Below are 18,384 nucleotides of genomic sequence, written 5' to 3'. Positions count from 1 at the left end.
TCTTCGCGCGGGCGATGCCGTCCTCGTCCATGTCCGCGATGTTCACGTCCCACAGGCATCTCAGCTCCGCGCCGGGGACGCGGTACTCCTGCATCACGTCCAGCGCGCGCTCGAAGTCCTGGGATATCTCGTCGGTGATGACTGACAGCTTCACTGCGCCCTCCGGGTACAAATTCACCCGCTCATAGTATAGGAACGGCCGAGCTTTGTCAAGCAGAGCGCGCTCCCCCAGGCCAAGGGTAACCCTCTCGATACGCCGCGGGAGCGGCTACTCGAGGAGATCCGTCGGAGTCTGATAGTCAGGCAGAGGCTCCTCCGAGAGATTCACTTGCCCCAACAGCTCGCCCCGTCCGTCCCGTCTCGAGTAGGTTTCGAGGAAACCGTAACGAGAGACCCCCTCCGTCAGGTCGCGCTCCCCCAGGCCAAGGGTAACCCTCTCGATACGCCGCGGGAGCGGCTACTCGAGGAGATCGGTCGGAGTCTGATAGTCAGGCAGAGGCTCCTCCGAGAGATTCACTTCCCCCAACAGCTCGCCCCGTCCGTCACGTCTCGAGTAGGTTTCGAGGAAACCGTAACGAGAGACCCCCTCCGTCAGGCCCCGCGCCCCCACCCGCTCGCGACGAAGGGCGCGGCCCATGCATCAGCCCGCGCCCTCCATCGCATGCGCCTGCAATCGCCCGGCTCAAGCCGCCAGGTCCATGCCCCGCGCCGCCACCGTGTTCGCCTCCGACTGCTTGCTCAGGTCGGCTTCCGTGGTCCCCCGGTAGCGCGCCACGTAGGTGTAGTCCGCCCCGTCGCCCGCAATGTAGTCAATGTACGGCGACGAACCGGAGAACCCCACGAGCTGGAAGGCCGTCTCTCCCGCCTTCTTGCGGTAGATGTTCGCCCCCTTCACGCCCGAGGGCTTCCCATTGATGCGCTCGTTCCCCGGGTACGGGCCCCAGTGGACCGTAACCTGCCCCGGCCACGACTCCAGCATCAGGATGGGCAACAGCTCGGTGATCGGCTCCGGCGCCTCCGCGAGGTCCGGCGTCCGAAGGCCGAGCAGTCGTCGAAGCTGGTCGGTCATCCCCGGGTGGTTGTTGACCCGGCGCACGAGCGGCCGCAGGATCTCGATCGCCTCGGCGCGCTTTGTATTCCTGAGGCCCGACGCGGCCGACGCGAGGCCCGCCTGCTGTTGGTAGCTCTGGTACGCGATGCCGAACGCGTCCGACGCGTCCGAGATAGGCGTCACGTCATCCGCTACCAGGCCCACCTGGGCCTTGTTGACGTCGAGGACGCTCGCGAAGTTCGCGAGCCAGTCCATCAGTTCACGATCGTTGTTCGGAAAGTAGTTTCGGGGCATCCAAGCCCTCCTTCGATTGATGTCAACACGCTCCGTTCAGACCTCCTGAAGCCCGTCCCCATTCGCTATCGAAACGTCCCCATTCGGCATGGAAACGTCCCTGTTCGCTATAGAAACGTCCCCATTCGCCATGGAAACGTCCCCATTCGCCATGGAAACGTCCCCATTCGGTATAGAAACGTCCCCATTCGCTATGGAAACGTCCCCATTCGCTTTGGGGCGCGGCCTGTTCGGGTCCGCCTGGAGCCTCAGGAAGTCAAGGAGCGTGCTGCGCTTCTATTCTAGGCAGACGAGCGCCTGATCTTTAGGGGTGTTTTTTCGAGGATGGAGGTTTTTCGCGATCATCGCTTCGCTAGTCACCTAACGCCCGATCACACGACAATTCCTCTTGCATCGCACCGTGTCCGGGTTGTATAATGACCGTACTGGAACCGGATGGGGTCGTACCCGGTGCCGAGCAGACCTTGCGCCGCGACTCTGTTGCATCATACTGCCGACAGCCGGACTTACGACGGGGCGTTTGACATGGATGTTTTCGACGCCATCACGCGCAGCCGCATCATGGCCCGAGTCAGGAACGCCGACACGAAACCCGAGATCGTCGTGCGTGCGCTATTGCATCGCCTTGGTTTTCGGTTTCGCTTGCACAGACGCGACCTCCCCGGGCGCCCTGACATCGTGCTGCCGAAACATAGGACCGTCGTGCTCGTTCACGGATGTTTCTGGCACTCACACGCCGACTGCAAGAAGGGAACGATCCCGCGAACCAACAGGCAGTTCTGGACTGACAAGCTTTCCGGAAATGTCGCCCGCGACAGACAGACGACTCAACGCCTGTCGCACTTAGGATGGCGAGTGGTGGTCATATGGGAATGCGAGACACGTAACCCGGACCGACTCATGGATCGATTGACCGCTGAACTGGGGGAGTAGCACATGACTAGTCCGACAGCCGACCTCGAAACCCTGCCCCTTCCCTGTCCGGAATCAGACCATTGCGCCTCTGAATCAGTCTATCTTGACTATCAGTCAGGCATTCGGTACGTCGACGTACGCAACCAGGACTCGGACCCCTTCCCGCAAAACAAGGTGCTGAGTTTGTTCTCCGGTGCCGGAGGCCTGGACCTGGGTCTGGAGATGGCCGGATTCGATACGGTTGCGTGCGTTGAGATTGATCCCGACTGTCGCGCCACGCTTGCGCACAACCGACCACATTGGGCGCTGGCGTCGGGTTGCGGTGAATCCGTCAAAGGCGACATCCGCGCAATAACACCAGAACATCTACTGGAAGTTGGTGGCCTCGAGATCGGTGAACCTGCACTGGTGGTCGGCGGTCCACCGTGCCAGCCATTCAGCAATATTGGGAAGAAAGAAGGCGAGGCGGATTCAGTCAACGGTACGCTTTACGCCGACTTTCTACGCGTTGTGGCCGGCTGCCTGCCTAAGGCACTGATATTCGAGAACGTAGAGGGATTCAGCCACGGCAGGAACCAGAGAATACTGGGGAAGATGACCGGCGAACTCAAGTCATTGGGGTACAGCTTGTCATCAATGACCGTCAATGCGGCGGACTACGGCGTGCCGCAACAGCGGCGGCGTTTCATCATCCTTGGCTATCGAGGAGACCGGATGCCAGCATTCCCATATCCTCTCAACTTTCCGGATGAAAGGGCACATGCGGTCTTTGCATCCAGGGTCGGATGTCGTAAACCCGGCCCCTTCACACCATGGGTAACTGTTCGTGATGCACTCCGTGAATCCTCAGAATGGGACAGATCACGGCGCGACTATTGTCTGATGAACATTTCCGAAGCGGTCAGGGAGCGTATGACACGCATCGGAATCGGAGAGAACTTCAAGGTGCTGCCACACGATATGCGTCCCGAGTGTTGGCGTTCCGGCAAGCATCAGGGGCACGACACATTCGGACGAATGCGACTTGACCGACCCGCTGTCACGATCCGCACTGCGGCATACAACCCCGCGAAGGGAATGTACATTCACCCGTTGGAGGATCGAGGACTTAGCACCCATGAAATGGCTGTCTTTCAATCCTTCCCTCCGGAGTGGGAGTTCGTCTGCCATGGTCGTGAGAGGGTGACACTCGTAGGTGCGGGGCGACAAATAGGAAACGCCGTTCCCCCGCTGCTGGGCCGCGCACTGGGCCTAGCGACGCGTTGGGTACTGACTAGGCCAAAATCTGCTTGAAGGTTTCGTCGATGTCTGTCAGTTTCTTCGTTTCGAATACCGCGTCCACGGCTTTCTGAGGCAGACTCAGAACGGTGGTGATGGAGTGTGTCGCAACCGTAGTGAGTGCCTCACGATCAGCATCCCCTACCTCCGCCGCAACCGCGTAATACGTGAGGCCGGGAGGGTTCGTAACCCAGAGCCTAGTCTGCAAGTGAACATACAAAGCCTTCATCAGGCTGCCTTCGTGGGGAATCTGGAGACGACGATCGGGCCTGAAGGAATACTTTGCAGCGAGGAAGCCTACGATGGACTCAAACTCGCACTTACCTGCGAAGGACGCATAGGCTCCATCCAGTTTTCTAATGGTATCTTGATTCATCGCTCCTATCGGTCTGGGAAGTTCTAAGTTCTCGATGCTATCGTGCCGGAGTATGACGAAGTCCGGATTCGACGTTATAAGGCTTACTTGCGATGTATTCCTCACTTCATCGCGCAGATGGACGACCATTTCCTTGAGATCTTTGACGTAGAGGGCCGCCACGTCGAACTGACTGATGTTCGGCATCGTAAGGGCCACCTTGCACGTTTTTTCGGTCACGTGTATATTCCAAGCACGCACGGCAAGCAGCCACTCGTACCAGTCACCGTGCGCGTTGCTGAGCGCCTGTGGTGTAACGCTACTGTTCTCCTTCAAGACAGCGTCGTCCAAGCTCTGCATGCAGTTCGCGATCTCTGTGTCATCTCCGGGCAGACCCCCAGCAAAGACCTCTACGAAAGTGCCCAGCTTGTCAATCCTCGGCTTCCCATCTCTCATCGCAACACATGCCATCGGCTCAACTCCTCGTCACCATCCAAGCTAACACATATTCATTCTACCGGCTACTATCGGGAATCTCAAGGCCACACACTGCACCAAATATCCAACCTCTAACCGCGCCTGGGACCAGTTGAGTAACACAACTCCACTGCGTTAGGATGGCCTCGGCACATAACATCGGCCACGTCACTCGATCAGGCGGAAGCGGTCGAGGAGGGAGTCGTCGCCGGCTAGGTCCTGCGCGTATTCCAGATGCTTGAGCGCCTCAGCGTTGGAGGGGTCGAGGCTCAATACCCGACGGAACTGGAATACGGCCTGCGCGTACCTCTTCTCCGCGTAGAGCTCCATCCCCCGCGCGAGGGCCTCATCCCGCCGCGCCTCTGAGAGCTTCGCGCGGACCTCATCGGACGGGCGGCGCTCCCATGCCTGCTCCCACAGGCGGGCCGCTTCCGCGCACGCCCCGGAAGCCGAGGCCTCCTCCGCCGCGCGCGCCAGCCGTTCGGAGGCGTCGGCCTTCGCCTGAGCCACCAGGCGGCGCGCCTCAGCGTTGCACGGGTCGAGGTCGAGGAGCGAGCCGAGCGCGTCGAGCGCGTCTTCCGGCAGGCCCGACTGGAGCGTGTTGCGCACGAGGTCGAGCATCCGCGCGGACGCCTGCTTCCGCGCCTCGATCAGCTCCGGCGCGGCCCCGGGCGCGAGGCGCGCCCTGCCCCATGCCTCGTCGAGCAGGCGCACCGCCCCGGGGAGGTCGCCCTCCTCCAGCGCCTGATCCGCGAGGCGGACCGAATCCCTGACGACGCCGGCCGCCGCCTCCGCCAGCATCGAGGCGGCCTCCGCGTTCGACGGATCGAGGCGGAGCACCGTCTCGAGGGCCGCCGACGCCTCCTCGCGCCGTCCCTCGTCAATGAGTCCGCGCACCGATGAGAGAAGCTCCTGCGCCCGCCGGGGATCGGCCTCCCGGCCGAGCGACGCGTCCATCTCGACCACCAGGAGCGAGCCGTCGGCGCACGAGACCGCGAGGTACTTGCCCGACTGCGACCACGCCGCCGATAGGACTCTCGCCGGGGCGTGGAACGAGTGGAAGACCTCGCCCGAATCCGAGACGCACTCGACCGGCCAGTCCCCTTCCCCGTCGTCCCGCGCAACCGCGATCTTCGAGGCGTCGGCCGACGCGATCAGGGCGGTGACCTCGCCCGCCCCCATCAGGCTCCACCGCTTCTCGCCGTCCTCGAGCATCACCGCCAGGCCGGACTCCGTGCCGAACAGGGCGCATCGTCCCTGCGCCGGAAGGGAGAGCGCGGTCACCTTCCCGCTCGAATCGAACTGCCAGACGAGCCGGCGGTCGGCCGCGTGGAGCGCTACCATCCCCTGCTCGGTGCCGTAGAGGAGGAGGGAGCCGTCCGGCGAGATCTGAACGCGCGAGATCGCCCCGCCGATGTCGAGCGTCCAATCGACCGATCCGTCAGTAAAGGCGAGGGTGAGGGCGTATGCCGACTGGAGCATGTCCGTCGAGGCGACCGCGGCCTCGGCGCCCGAGGCGGAGAGCGACGCGCCGAGGAATACGTCGCGCCTGTCCGCCAGGAGGCGCGACTTTTGGCCCGCGCGGAAGGCGTACAGGCAGTCGTCGGTGGCGGCGAGGACCACGTCGGCCGCCTCGGAGAGGTCCCAGCAGACCGGGGTCTCGACGGAGAAGCCGCCGACCGCCTGCCACTCGCCCGCGAGAGACAGTGAGCCGAGCTCGTAGGCGCGCGGGCGGTCCGGGTCCGGCACGGCGAGCGTCACGGACCCGTTGTCGGCGACGGCAAACCGGGATACGGGCAGGTGGCCCCGAACCCGGCGCTGAAGGATCGGCACTGCGGACGGCGCGTCGCTCATGGGGCGCGGCTCCTGGCGGGGGATGCCCGCGTCTACAGGGTGACGGTCTTGCCGGAGACGGACGACTTCTCGGCGGCGTCGAGCATGGCGGTCACCTCGAGGGCATCGGCCGTGGAACAGGGCGGCTCGGCCCCCCGGAAGAACTCCACGATGTGCTCGAGCTGGTCTGAATAGAGCCTCTTCGAATCAACGATGAACGGCTTCACCAGTTTCTTGTCCCTTACCAGGCCGCCGTACGAGTAGACCCCCGTAGTGAGCTCCACCAGCCCCCGGCGGGCCTCCGGGTAGTCCACCACGGCGACGACGCCCGCCTCGTCCTTGCGCGCGAAGACGGCGCGGGCGCCCCTTCCCATCACGCGCTCGAGCATCTCGAAGGCGTGGACTCCGTACCAGACTATGGAACTTCCGGCGGGGGCGACACCGACCGGCCCGTACATCGAAGCGTACATCGCCTCCGGGACCTCCTTCGCCGCCTGCTCTACCTGGGGCACATAACGCAGGGAAGAGGAGGAGAACATCCGGACGCCCTTCTCCTCGGCGAGCTGAACGATCGCCCTTGCGTTCTCGATGGTGTCCGCAAGCGGCTTGTCCACGAAAACGGGGCGCTTGAGATCGGCGACCCTGCGGAAGTACTCGAGGTGGTAAGAGGCGTCGTTGATCTCCAGCATGACGGCATCGCATCCGTCCACGGCCTCGTCGAAGTCGGTCGTGACTTTGACGCCCCACTCCTCCAGCTGGGCCTGCCGCTTGTCGAGGCCCTCCGCGTTCTGGAAGGGGGTCTCGAACCTGAGGCAGGTGACGGCCTCCATGCCCTCGACCTTCTGGTCCTCGGGGCAGTCGGGGGCCTGCATCCTTCGGGCAAACTCGACCGTGTGGCTGGTATCGAGTCCTATGAGCGCTACTCTGATCTCTTCGGGCATAGTCAATCCTCCGATGTGCTGTTGGCGGTTCGTTCGGTCGGGCCGGCGCTCGACATGCGGGCGCGGTGGGCGGCCCACGTTCGCAAGCCGTCAATCTGTTCCTTCATTGTGCTGGAGAGCGGGACGGAGACGGACGCGGCGCAGGCGATGTCGTCGGTACTCAAGTCGCGCCCCTCGGCGAATGCGTCGTATAGGGCGGACACCACGGCGGCCTCGATCTCCGCTCCGCTGAACCCGGGCGTGCGGGATGCGAGGAGGGCGAGGTCGAAGTCCCTTGGGTCGCGCCCCCTCTTCCTCAGGTGGATCGCGAAGATGTCGGCGCGCTCCCCCTCCGAAGGAAGGTCTACGAAGAAGATCTCGTCGAAGCGCCCTTTTCGCATCAGTTCTGGCGGGAGCTGGGAGATGTCGTTCGCCGTCGCCACCACGAAGACCGGGGCCGTCTTCTCCTGCAGCCATGTCACGAAAGAGGCGAACACCCTCGAAGTAGTGCCCGCGTCGCTGAAAGGAGAACTCTGCGTGCCCGCGAAACCCTTCTCCAGCTCGTCTATCCAGAGGAGGCACGGCGCCACGGACTCCGCCACGACGATCGCCTTGCGGATGTTCTCCTCCGAAGAGCCGACGAGACCGCTGAAGATGCGCCCCACGTCCAGGCGGAGGAGTGGCAGCTTCCAGAGGGAGGCGGCGGCCTTGCAGCAAAGCGACTTCCCGCAGCCTTGAACGCCGAGCAGTAGAATCCCCTTCGGCTCGGGCAGGCCGAACTCGCGCGCCTTCTCGCCGAACGCCCGCGACCGCGTCTCCATCCAGCGCTTGAGCAGGTCCATGCCGCCGACGTCGGCGAACTCCTCGGACGCGCGGTAGTACTCGAGCATCCCCGACTTGCGGATGATCTGCTCCTTCTCCGACGTGATGGCGTCCACGTCGAACCGCCCCTTCTCGACGAGCGACTTGGCGAAGACGTTCTCCGCCTCGTTGGCGGTCAGTCCCCGGGCGGCCTGGAGCACCTGCTCCCTCTCGACGGGCGCGAGGGAGGGATCGAACCCGGCGTTCCCCTTGACGCCCTGTATGATCCCTTCCAGGAGGCGGTCGAGGTCGTCCATCGCGGGGAGCGGGAAATCGACGACGGTGACGTCCTTCTCCAGCTCGGCGGGGAGCCGGAGGACCGGCGAGACGAGGACCAGCGACTTCGCGCTCGCCTTCAGTGACTGCGCGATGTCACGAAGGCGGCGCACCACTGCCGGGTCCTCGATGAACGGGTGGAAGTCCTTCAGAAGGAAGACCGCCTGCTCGCGCGACTCCTGGACGAAATCGAGCGCGGCGACCGCGTCGCGCGTCGAATCGTCCCGAACGTTGCGCCCCGTGCTCATCCCCTGGGTGACGCTCCACGAGTAGAGGCGCTTCCCCCTGTTCGCCGCGATCTCCCTAAGCGCATCTTCCACGCGTTTCTCCTCCCAGGAGACTACGTAGATGATGGGGTATCGCGCGCGGATCAGGTTCTCGATCTCAACGTTCACGATTCCATGCTTCGCGTTACCGTGCAGTTCGGATCACCTCCGGGTGGGGTGGATGATGAGCATCGGAGGCATTATACCCCGGAGAACACGCGCATAGCAACGCGCTTGAGCAGCCGGTCAGGCTACTTCCTGTGCCTGATCTCGATCCGACACGGCTTCAGGGAAGTCGAGACGGTAATGTTCCCCTCGCCGTCCCGCTTCCATCCGCGGAACGACTTCCCGTCGAGGAGAACCTCGAAGCGGCCGGAAACGCCGCGGAACGTGACGCTCAGCCTCAGTCCACCGGGGTTCGGAATCCGGCTGCCGTCGAGTGATACATAGCCCCTGCCGGCTTCGATATCTAGGTGGTTGCGCCGGTAGAAGACGTTCCTGACGACGATCTTATCCAGCCGACTCGGCACAGATGGCACGATCGATAAGATGCCGTCCTTGTCTGCGCTCAGACCGAGGAACGCGAACGGCAGGAACGCGGTGGCGAGACTGCCGTCAGAGAGGAACTCCCGATCAAGCCCGAGACCGCCCGGCATCGGACTCTGAAGGCGCCCTCGCTCGGGATGACCGTCGTAGTACCGCCGGTAGTAGTCCCTACCTTCGCCGGCCGCCGACTTGACGTCCGCATACCACGCCTCTATCTCCTTCACACGGTCGTAGGCGGCATCCACATCCGACAGTTTGCCTGTGCTCGTGCGGAGCAGCAAATCGTAGAAGGAGGTGAATGGGACAGTGCCTCCGTCCTGCACCTGGTTGCCCCACTCGCGCATCCATTTGAGGTCCGGCGGGTCGCCCTTTCCGTCCTCGAGCCATGCCCAGTAGTACCATTCATTGTTCCTCTTCGTGGTGATGTGCGGGCCGAACCGCCAGCGATAGATGTCCGCACCGACAGACGTGTCCCCTTCGATAATTCTGCTCCCATCGAGCCATGAGAGGATGGAGGAACGCTGGTCCTTCGTGCCGACCCCGTGCGCCAGTGCCCAGAGGTTGAAGTGCAGGAATCCGTAGTCGTGCTTCTTGCCATTCACGTCCACCGCCTTGCAGAACCGACCGGTCTCCGGGACCCAGAAGACGTCCTCGATCCGCTTCCTCACGCGGTCAGCGAGACTGTCCAGAGAACGGGCATCGTCGGCATAGGACAGCCTCGTTTGATCGTCCGGACCCAGCACCTCGACCTTGGACACATGCCAGCCCTTCGCCTTCACGACGCGCTCAAGCTCCGCCATGGAGCGGAGCGCGGAGTAGTAATGGACGCTGCTCTCGATATCGAACACGCCTGCGGGAAGGAGATCCCAATAACTGCCGTACATACTCCTGCCGACCTCACCACCGAGACCTTCCTTGCCCACCATCCATCCGCTGTGAATGAGGCCGTACTTCCGTCCCCCGAGATGATCGTTCATGTAGATCATCGCCTTGCGAAGACGAGGCATGATCTCGCGAAGGAAGTCGTCGTCCCCCGACCACATGTAGTACCGAAACGCGCTGTTGATCAGGATGCCATTCGTTGTGTACAGGCGCACATCGTAGCTCGCGCGCACATAGTTCAGCGAGACGACTACGTCCTCCGCGCCGTCGCCAGCCGGCACGATCTTCAGTTTGGTGATGCGCCTTCCCTCCCTTCCCCACTTCGGGTGCTGGCACATCAAGAAGTAGAGTGGCAATCGCACCGACGAGTCAGTGTGGAAGGAGGCGTATTCGCCAGGGAACTGCCCAGGCGGGAGGTCCGCGAAATCGGCAGATATCGACTTATCTTCACTGAAGAACGGCGAGTCGCTCGTCTTCCAGTAGATCCTGAGGCCACCGATCAGATCACCCGGTTCACGGCCCTCGAGTCCCTTATACTCGATATCGAGCTCTATGATCGGGACCTGGTAGACATCCGCGTCGAAATCCGGCGAAACAAGCTCCGGGCGCGGGCCAACGATCCTTCCCTCGAGGCTGTGATCCACGTATCCCGGCGAGAGATCGATATCCCAGGCCTTCCACTTTCCGCGTTCACCGTCGCTAGGATCGTTGAACTCCCAGCCGTGAGGGAGCGGCGAGGAAGTATCGCGGTTGTACTTCGGCCACGGCCATCCGAGGAGAGGCTTCCAGTGGCCGAGGCGATCCTTCGGTTCCGGACTGAAGATAGCGCCCCACACCTGGCCGTATTTGTTAATCGGCACGCGAAGCAGGTAGTAGTACTGCCAGTCAACGTCGCTACCGCCCTGCCGATCCATACCCATCGCGCCGCGGTCGATCCACGGGAGGTACCAAGCATCCCACTCCACGCACCAAAGATGGTCCGTCGCGCCCAGGACGACTCCTCGACCGTAGTCGTGCAGGGCGCGCTCTCTGTCAACGCTCAGGTGACGCATGAACCACTCGTTAGCGAAGCTGTCCAAGGAGGGATCAGAGGTAACGAATACCGGTAGTCGGGAGAGGTCCGCGGTCGGCGACGCATCGGGCAGGCGGAACAGCGTCTCGGAAGACCCAGCCGTAACGATTAGAACGACCAGAAGGAGCACGAGCGGCATGCACGACCAGTTCACAGGACGCCTCCAGGAAGAGCGGCGCCGGATGACGGACGTCACTCCAGCACCCTCTCCATCATCGTACACTCGAACGTGACGCCGTGCGCGTCGCAGTGTATACCTGTCCTGACGACGCGATAGCCCATCCGCTCGTAGAAAGGTACTGCATTCAGGGAACTGCGGAGATGGACCTCAGCGATACCCGCGTCCCTCGCGGCCGCTTCCGCGTGCCGCATCAGCGACTTCGCGACGCCCCGACGGGCGTACTCAGGTGAAACATACACCATCGAGACCTCACGATCGACAAGGTTGATCTCAACGAAGCCGATCGCCTGTCCTTCCGATTCGGCTACGTAGGTACTGCCCCGGCCGATCATGTCGCGCACCTGCTCGACGGAGAACCCTTCCGACCACGACTCGATCTGAACAGAGTCGTAGTGATCCTTTGACAGCTCCTGAATCGAGGAAGCGAATATCGCGCGCAGCGACTCCGCATCGTCCGTGACCGCCGGGCGTATCGTCATCATGACTCTCAGCCCTCCGTTTCGACCACCTGCCCGGTGTTCAACGATTCGATCGCGGCGTGGATGACGCCCTGCGCGGCCAGACCGTCCGCGCCGGAACCGTCGATCTCATCCGGAGGCACACCTTCGGAAACCTGCTTGAGAAAGCAGTGGATCCTCTCTCGGAACGTATCGCGGAAGTCCCTGTAGCCGCCAAAGACCGGATTGGTGTAGACCCGCTTCACCATGCTGTCCGACGGGAAGAGAGTCGCCTCGCGCCACATATCCTCGAGCACGAAACGACCGTTGATACCGGCGACCTCGCACCGCTCCATCGGATGTCCCCGGCCGATATCGTAGCTGCTTGTGAGATGCCCCACAGCGCCGCCGGCGAACTGCATGTTCATCGAGGCGGTTGACCAGATATTCCGCCCGCCAGCCTTCATCGCGAAACATTGCACACGGGCTATGTCCCCGCAGAAGTATCTCATCATGTCCACTGAATGGGGATTCAGCGCCTTCAGATGATAGTACGGCGACTCGAACTCTCCCTTCTTTCCGATCCAGAGCGCCATGTTGCAGAACAGCAGCTCACCTACGGAGCCCTCGTCGAGCCACTCCCTCGCCAGGCGCGCGGCCGGAGTGAAGCGGTGGTTGAAGTCTATCCCGAAGCACCGTTTGCGGGCGCTTGCAAGGCGCACCATCTCTCTGGCTTGCCCCAGGTCATTGCATATCGGCTTCTCGCACAGGATATGCGCGCCGGCCTCCACGGCCTGAACCGCAGGCTCGAAATGGTCGCTGCAATACTCGTACCCGCCAGTAGTAATGCTGCAGACGTCCGGAGAGAGCGCCGCCAGCATCTCGGGGGCACTGAGGAACCAGGGAACGCCCAGACGCTCCCCGGCGGCCTGAGCGCGCTCGGGAATAATGTCGCACACCCCGACAAGCTCAGCCAGGTCATCATTCTTGTAGATATCGGCATGGAGGTTTCCGATCGGCCCCATTCCGATTACGCATACACGCAACATGACTGGTGGTCAGTCATCAACTGCAGCTATCAGTCCACAGGCATTGGACAATTTCCTGACAATCGCGACTGATTACTCCTTCCTACAGCTCCTTCTGCCCTCGCTGGGTCTGAAGTTCCTTGGCCTGGAGCGCCTCAGCAGCCTTCGGGGATCCGATGTGCAGGGTGTCGTATGCCTGCTGAGACGACTCGAACGGCGCGCCGTGACCGTGCCAGTTGAGGTTCGTGTAGATCGGATTGGTGCGGCCGGTCTCCTTCTCGCGCTTATTGATCCAGGACTGCATTCGGGACTCCAGCATTGCGACTACCTCGGGCTCCTTTTCAGCTATATCGCAGTTTTCGCCAGGATCCTTCACCAGATTGTACAGCTCGACCTCCGGTTTGAAGTGGAAGTCGGGCTCGAGCGCGTGGATCAGCTTCCACTCCGGGGTCCGCCATCCATGCTTCCGCATCCACGTACACTCAGTGATGTAGAACTCGGGCTCCGGCTCTCGGCACTTGCCCTGCATAAGCGGTTCCAGGCTGCGGCCATCGAACTTGGGCTTGACCTTGACGCCGAGCAGATCGAGGATCGTCGGCGTAACATCCTTCATCTGAACGATGTCGCTGAAGCGCTGGCCGGGCTTGACCTTGCCCGGATAGTGAAACACAAGCGGGATGTGTAGCGTCTGGTCGTACATGCTGTGATGGTCGTACCAGCACTCGTGATCGTGAAGCGTCTCGCCGTGATCCGAGTCTATGACGATCAGCGTATCCTCCTCTATGCCCAGCGACTCCACTGTGGCGAAGAGGTTGGCGATGCAGGCATCCATGTAGGCGATGGCGCCGTCGTACTGCGCGATGATATAATCCTTGTCCTTGCAGTGCGGCGGAAACCAACTGGCGAAGTAGTCGCAGAAAGGCTTGAATGCCATTACGGGATCGAGCGATCTGTTGTTCGGGTCGAACTCGTCACCATCGTAGAAGATACGCTCAAACGGCTGCGGCGGCAGATAGGGCGAATGCGGGTCCATGTGCCGCAGGAAGAGAAAGAACGGATTGTCCTCGGCCGCAAGAGCCTTCAACTCAGGAATGGCCACGGCATTGAGATTCTCGGCCTTCCGACTGCGGCCTTCCTCGTTCGACCCCCAGCCTGGAAAATCGAGATACTTCTGGAAGCCTCTCGAAGCCGGGTTGCCGCTGAAACCGACGCAGGTAGTGTTGAAACCCTCGTCGCCCAGTATCTCAGCCAGCGTCTTCATATGGCCGCCAAGCGGTCCCTCGTGCCGCAGCGCAACGACATCCGTGCCGAAGACGTCAAGACCCGTGAACATCGAGGTGTAACCCGGCGTCGTCGGGATGCTCGGGCTATAGCACTGTTCGAACACAGCACCCTTCGAGGCAAGCTTGTCAATGTGCGGCGTGGTCAGCCGATCGTAACCGTAAAGACTCATGTGATCCGCACGCAGGCTGTCAATGCCAAACAAGATCAGATTCGGTCTCTTCTTCATCTCCACTCCGTAAGTCCATGATTGTCTTATGAGCCGGACTCTCACAGCATTGTTCTAGCTCTGCGCGACGATACCTTCCCCGAACACGTGACGTATGATCATCCATTTGTGCCGCGGTCGAACATCACTCACGAGGATAAGCGCCCCACTATGCTGAATGATAGTGCTGCAGGCGTGGAGATCACCGCTATGGAGGATGTGCTTGAGGAATAAGAGCTACCTGCTCGATATGGACGGAGTGCTCGTACGGGGTCGGACACCGATTCCCGGAGCGCAGGACTTCATCGGTCGTCTTCTGGAGACCGAGACGAAATTTCTGATCATGACCAACAATCCGCAGTACACGCCCCGGGATCTCCAGCACCGCCTGGCGAGCGTCGGCCTCTGCGTGCCCGAGGACAGACTCTACACATCGGCCATGGCGACCGCAGGATTCCTGGCGAAACAGCGTCCGAGAGGCACGGCGTTTGCCATCGGGGAATCGGGTCTCACGAGCGCGCTCCACGATGTCGGTTATGTGCTGACCAGTTCCAACCCCGACTACGTGGTGCTCGGGGAGACCAGTTCATACAACTTCGAGCAGGTCACCCAAGCGATCCGTCTGATAGCGGCGGGATCTCGTTTCATTGCCACGAATCCCGATCCGACTGGTCCGTCCGAGAAGGGCGTCACCCCAGCGTGCGGTGCGATGGCCTCGCTCATTGAGGCGGCCACCGGGGTCAAACCTTACTTCATCGGCAAGCCGAACCCCCTCATGATTCGAAGCGCACTGAACTTCCTCGACGCGCACTCCGAGTCGAGCGTGATGGTCGGCGATCGGATGGACACAGATATCGTCACGGGGATCGAGACGGGCATGGAGACGATTCTGGTGCTCACCGGAGTCACCTCCGAGACTGAGGTCGAGCGGTTCGCCTACCGCCCGACTCGAGTGCTTGCCTCGGTGGGAGATATTGAGATCATGTAGGGAATACCAGGTCGAGGACGACGCAGGGTCCGGGTCTTTACGCCTCCCTCAACCGTTCACTATCCCGTCAGTGCATATGCTGCAACCCGACGTGTGCGAAGAACGTTCCGACCGCCAGCATCGAGATGAACCCGAGCGCGACGTAGACTAGTATCGAACCCTTCTCGTGCGCGTACATCTCCTTCAGCAGAGCGAACCCCACCGTGTAGACGAAGCTTCCGGCAACGAGACCGAGCACGATCCCAAGCACAATCGGTGACTCGCCAGGCACGAACACAAGCCCGATCAGCGCCCCGAGCGCGGTCGTGAACTCAATCAGCACCATTATCCCGAGCGCCGTCCACCGCCCATAGCCGGCAAGTCTCGCAATGCTCACAAGCGCCAGGCCCTCCGGGACCTTGTGGTACGAAACCGCTATCAGGATCATCGCCCCAACGGTCGAGGTCGCGGCCGAACCGGCCCCTATTGCAAGGCCGTCCACCGTGCTGTGGATGCCCATCGCCACCATCAAGAGAACACCCAGCCGAAGGTAACCCTTCTCGCTGGCTGAGGCCGCACATGCGGGGCAGACAACGGATACATACCGCCCGATCCCGGCAAACAGGCCAATGCCCGCCAAGAGCGCCGCCGCGGCTATCCACGGGCCAATCAGTTCCACGGTCTCCGGCACGATATGCGCGGAGGTCACCGCGAGAAGCGATCCCGCCGCAAAACTCACCAGTGCGCACAGAACCCTGTGGCCCACCTCTCTGCGGCCGATTGCGAAGAGCCCACCGACGGCGGCCGCAAGAATGGCGATGACAGAGCGAAGGACGACTGTGTTTGACGTTGATAACTCTTGAAGGTTGATGTCACTACCTCCCTTGCAGGCACATCGCGGCTACTTGTATCTCAGCAGGCGCATACCATTCGCTATCACCAGAAGAGCGCTGCCTTCGTGCGCGAAAACCCCAAACGACAGGCGGAGATTCCCCGCCAGAGTCGTGCCGATCAGGGCGACAATCACGAGAAGCGAGAACGCGATGTTCTGGCGTATCACGGAGAGTGTCCTTCTGCTCAGGCGGATCGCGTAGGGCAACCTGCGGAGATCGTCCGACATGAGCGCAACGTCGGCGGCTTCCAAGGCGACATCGGAGCCGGCCGCTCCCATCGCGATCCCCAGACTTGAGACAGCCAGTGCAGGAGCATCGTTCACACCATCGCCCACCACTGCCACTCTGCCGTACTGCCTGATGAGTCTTCGGACGATGTCCACTTTGTCTTCCGGCAGCAACCCCCCGTAGTATTCGTCGGCGCCAAGGCGGAGCGCCGCCCGACGCGCCGCCGACTCGTTGTCTCCGCTGAGCACGAGCAGGCGGGCGATGCCGCTCTTCTGCAGCTGCGCAAACATATCCCGAGCGGACTCCCGAACAGTATCCGCGATCCCGACAACGCCGACGATCCGACCGCGCGTCGCAACGAGAACAGCGGTATTCCCCTCTTCCTCGAGGCGGGCTACCGTCTCGGCCTCAGCCCCGCAGTCTATTCCCAGATTCGACATCAGCCTGGCATTCCCTACCGCGGCCCGCGCGGAGTCGAGCACCCCTGATGCTCCCATGCCCGGCAGAGCTTCGAAAGCCGTGATCTCGTTCGAGGTGATGTCTCTGCGCCTTGCCTCAGCGACAATCGCCGTCGCAATCGGATGTTCTGATCTGCTCTCAACGGCTGCGGCTACCCGTATCACCTCCTCCTCGGTCGAGCCTGCCGAGGGGATGATATGCGTCACCGACGACTTGCCGGTAGTGAGCGTTCCGGTCTTGTCGAACGCAATAGCGGCCAGACGGCCTGCGGTCTCAAGATGAGCTCCACCCTTTATCAGCACCCCGTTCCGCGCGGCGTTTCCGATCGCTGAGATGATCGCCACCGGGGTCGAGATCACAAGAGCGCACGGACAGGCGACAACCAGCAGCGTCAGGCTGATGTAGACCGCTTCGACCCGCGTGACTCCCGCGATAAGCGGCCAGACGCCAGCGACGACGCCTGCAAGGATGATGACGGCAGGAGTGTAGTATCGTCCAAAGATCTCCGTAAAGCGCTGAGTCGGGGCCTTCTCCGCCTGGGCCTCCTCCACGAGATGGATGATCCTAGCAAGTGTATTGTCCGATGAGGTCGCCGTCGCGCGAACCTCAAGCGCGCCCTGCTGGTTGAGGGATCCCGCCATCACTGCGTCGCCAACGGACTTCTCAACTGGGACGGACTCCCCTGTGACCGCAGCCTGGTTAACGGACGAGACGCCGCTCGTGACGATACCGTCCGTCGCGATCTTCTCACCGGGACGTACGACCATCAAGTCGCCAACCTGGAGTCGGGCAATCTCAACCGACTCCTCCTTACCTCCGCGGATGGCAGTCGCCCGCGGAGGAAAGAGGTCCGCCAGAGATCGTATCGAACGCCTTGTACGTTCGATGGAGCGCGCTTCCAGCGTGTTTCCCAGCGCAAACAGGAACATGACGGCCGCGGCCTCGAACCATTCGCCGATCACCATCGCGCCCGCAGCCGCGATCGTCATGAGGACGTTCATGTCCAGAACAAGGGAACGGAGGCTGTAGTAGGCGCCGCGAACGGCGTATGCGCCTACGGCAAGCCCCGCAACAGCATACAGCGCTTGAGACGGGGCGTCCCACCCGGAGAAGGAAGTCAACAAGCCAGCCAGGATCGCGACCCCGGCGATGGCCGTCAACGCGGTCCTTCCGTCAATCTGGAAAAACCCACGGCGATGCGCTTCTGTCCTGTCATCGGCCGCATCGGTACTATCCAGATCGACACCGAGTTCGCGGATTCGCTTCCGGATAGCAGAGATGTCGACTTCAGTGGGTTCGTACTCGACGCTGATCTTCCCCGCAGTGTAGTTGGTCGAAGCCCACAAGACGCCGCGCATTCTGCCGACGCCCTTCTCCACCTTAAGGGCACAGTCGAGACAGTCAAGGCCCACCAGGGTGAGCGTCTCGTGGCGCAGGTTCTGCTCCAACTCGATGCCGATACGCCTCGCTCGCCGTTCGACTTCTTCGATACTTGCTGAATGAGGATCGTACCCGAGAAGAAGGGTCGAGGTTTCGCGGTCAAGATCTGCAGACGATACGCCGCTCATCTGCAGCAGGGCATCCCTCAGCCGCTCCACGCATCGGTCGCACTCCTCTACGGCAGGAGGAAGCACCACCCGAAGACTCAGCGTCTTGGTGACATGCATCAGACAACC

The 18,384-nt window shown here is 61.9% G+C and carries 14 protein-coding genes; 3 read left to right on the top strand and 11 right to left on the bottom strand.

What is annotated here, in order from left to right:
* Positions 1-682: 682 nt before the first annotated feature.
* Complete coding sequence (locus KBC96_11380; protein MBP6964997.1) at positions 683-1,345, bottom strand: hypothetical protein; 663 nt, start codon at positions 1,343-1,345, stop codon at positions 683-685.
* A gap of 525 nt (positions 1,346-1,870) precedes the next feature.
* Here KBC96_11380 and vsr point away from each other — a divergent pair.
* The gene (gene vsr / locus KBC96_11375; protein ID MBP6964996.1) at positions 1,871-2,278 is read left to right on the top strand and encodes a DNA mismatch endonuclease Vsr; all 408 of its coding nucleotides are present in this window, start codon (positions 1,871-1,873) and stop codon (positions 2,276-2,278) included.
* 3 nt (positions 2,279-2,281) lie between these two features.
* Positions 2,282-3,553, top strand: coding sequence for a DNA cytosine methyltransferase (locus tag KBC96_11370; protein MBP6964995.1), 1,272 nt, complete (start codon positions 2,282-2,284; stop codon positions 3,551-3,553).
* On the opposite strand, the gene KBC96_11365 is transcribed toward KBC96_11370, so the two are convergent.
* From KBC96_11365 to KBC96_11330, 8 genes are all read right to left on the bottom strand, one after another.
* Positions 3,534-4,364, bottom strand: a complete 831-nt coding sequence (locus KBC96_11365) for a Cfr10I/Bse634I family restriction endonuclease (GenBank protein ID MBP6964994.1) — start codon at positions 4,362-4,364, stop codon at positions 3,534-3,536. The genes KBC96_11370 and KBC96_11365 overlap by 20 nt on opposite strands.
* Before the next feature lie 174 nt (positions 4,365-4,538).
* On the bottom strand, positions 4,539-6,224 hold the full coding sequence (locus KBC96_11360; protein ID MBP6964993.1) for a hypothetical protein: 1,686 nt from the start codon (positions 6,222-6,224) through the stop codon (positions 4,539-4,541).
* Positions 6,225-6,256: 32 nt separating this feature from the next.
* Entirely contained in the window at positions 6,257-7,144 is an 888-nt protein-coding gene (locus KBC96_11355) for a Gfo/Idh/MocA family oxidoreductase (GenBank protein MBP6964992.1), read from the bottom strand.
* 2 nt (positions 7,145-7,146) lie between these two features.
* Positions 7,147-8,655, bottom strand: a complete 1,509-nt coding sequence (locus KBC96_11350; GenBank protein ID MBP6964991.1) for an AAA family ATPase — start codon at positions 8,653-8,655, stop codon at positions 7,147-7,149.
* 122 nt (positions 8,656-8,777) lie between these two features.
* Positions 8,778-11,180, bottom strand: coding sequence for a hypothetical protein (locus tag KBC96_11345; GenBank protein ID MBP6964990.1), 2,403 nt, complete (start codon positions 11,178-11,180; stop codon positions 8,778-8,780).
* A gap of 38 nt (positions 11,181-11,218) precedes the next feature.
* Positions 11,219-11,689: a GNAT family N-acetyltransferase gene (locus KBC96_11340; GenBank protein ID MBP6964989.1), complete on the bottom strand. Its 471-nt coding sequence runs from the start codon at positions 11,687-11,689 to the stop codon at positions 11,219-11,221.
* Between the two features lie 5 nt (positions 11,690-11,694).
* Positions 11,695-12,693, bottom strand: a complete 999-nt coding sequence (locus tag KBC96_11335; protein MBP6964988.1) for a Gfo/Idh/MocA family oxidoreductase — start codon at positions 12,691-12,693, stop codon at positions 11,695-11,697.
* Positions 12,694-12,775: 82 nt separating this feature from the next.
* Positions 12,776-14,182 carry a sulfatase gene (locus tag KBC96_11330; GenBank protein ID MBP6964987.1) on the bottom strand — a complete coding sequence of 469 codons (1,407 nt, stop codon included), beginning with the start codon at positions 14,180-14,182 and terminating at the stop codon, positions 12,776-12,778.
* Between the two features lie 229 nt (positions 14,183-14,411).
* Between KBC96_11330 and KBC96_11325 the strand changes: the two genes are divergently transcribed.
* On the top strand, positions 14,412-15,149 hold the full coding sequence (locus KBC96_11325; protein ID MBP6964986.1) for an HAD family hydrolase: 738 nt from the start codon (positions 14,412-14,414) through the stop codon (positions 15,147-15,149).
* Between the two features lie 67 nt (positions 15,150-15,216).
* On the opposite strand, the gene KBC96_11320 is transcribed toward KBC96_11325, so the two are convergent.
* Together KBC96_11320 and cadA are read right to left on the bottom strand one after the other, a co-directional pair.
* On the bottom strand, positions 15,217-15,867 hold the full coding sequence (locus KBC96_11320; protein MBP6964985.1) for a ZIP family metal transporter: 651 nt from the start codon (positions 15,865-15,867) through the stop codon (positions 15,217-15,219).
* Positions 15,868-16,029: 162 nt separating this feature from the next.
* Positions 16,030-18,375 carry a cadmium-translocating P-type ATPase gene (cadA, locus tag KBC96_11315; GenBank protein ID MBP6964984.1) on the bottom strand — a complete coding sequence of 782 codons (2,346 nt, stop codon included), beginning with the start codon at positions 18,373-18,375 and terminating at the stop codon, positions 16,030-16,032.
* Between the last annotated feature and the right edge of the window lie 9 nt (positions 18,376-18,384).

Source organism: Armatimonadota bacterium (assembly GCA_017993055.1).
Taxonomy (GTDB): Bacteria; Armatimonadota; UBA5829; order DTJY01; family DTJY01; genus JAGONM01.
The sequence above is the reverse complement of the archived record's forward strand: the minus strand, read 5'-3'. Positions and strand labels throughout refer to the sequence as shown.

What these genes read in the sequence shown, in the direction of transcription:
- KBC96_11380 (MBP6964997.1), bottom strand. Translation starts at nt 1,345, where the DNA reads ATGCCCCGAAACTACTTTCCGAACAACGATCGTGAACTGATGGACTGG.
- vsr (MBP6964996.1), top strand. Translation starts at nt 1,871, where the DNA reads ATGGATGTTTTCGACGCCATCACGCGCAGCCGCATCATGGCCCGAGTC.
- KBC96_11370 (MBP6964995.1), top strand. Translation starts at nt 2,282, where the DNA reads ATGACTAGTCCGACAGCCGACCTCGAAACCCTGCCCCTTCCCTGTCCG.
- KBC96_11365 (MBP6964994.1), bottom strand. Translation starts at nt 4,364, where the DNA reads ATGGCATGTGTTGCGATGAGAGATGGGAAGCCGAGGATTGACAAGCTG.
- KBC96_11360 (MBP6964993.1), bottom strand. Translation starts at nt 6,224, where the DNA reads ATGAGCGACGCGCCGTCCGCAGTGCCGATCCTTCAGCGCCGGGTTCGG.
- KBC96_11355 (MBP6964992.1), bottom strand. Translation starts at nt 7,144, where the DNA reads ATGCCCGAAGAGATCAGAGTAGCGCTCATAGGACTCGATACCAGCCAC.
- KBC96_11340 (MBP6964989.1), bottom strand. Translation starts at nt 11,689, where the DNA reads ATGATGACGATACGCCCGGCGGTCACGGACGATGCGGAGTCGCTGCGC.
- KBC96_11335 (MBP6964988.1), bottom strand. Translation starts at nt 12,693, where the DNA reads ATGTTGCGTGTATGCGTAATCGGAATGGGGCCGATCGGAAACCTCCAT.
- KBC96_11330 (MBP6964987.1), bottom strand. Translation starts at nt 14,182, where the DNA reads ATGAAGAAGAGACCGAATCTGATCTTGTTTGGCATTGACAGCCTGCGT.
- KBC96_11325 (MBP6964986.1), top strand. Translation starts at nt 14,412, where the DNA reads ATGGACGGAGTGCTCGTACGGGGTCGGACACCGATTCCCGGAGCGCAG.
- cadA (MBP6964984.1), bottom strand. Translation starts at nt 18,375, where the DNA reads ATGCATGTCACCAAGACGCTGAGTCTTCGGGTGGTGCTTCCTCCTGCC.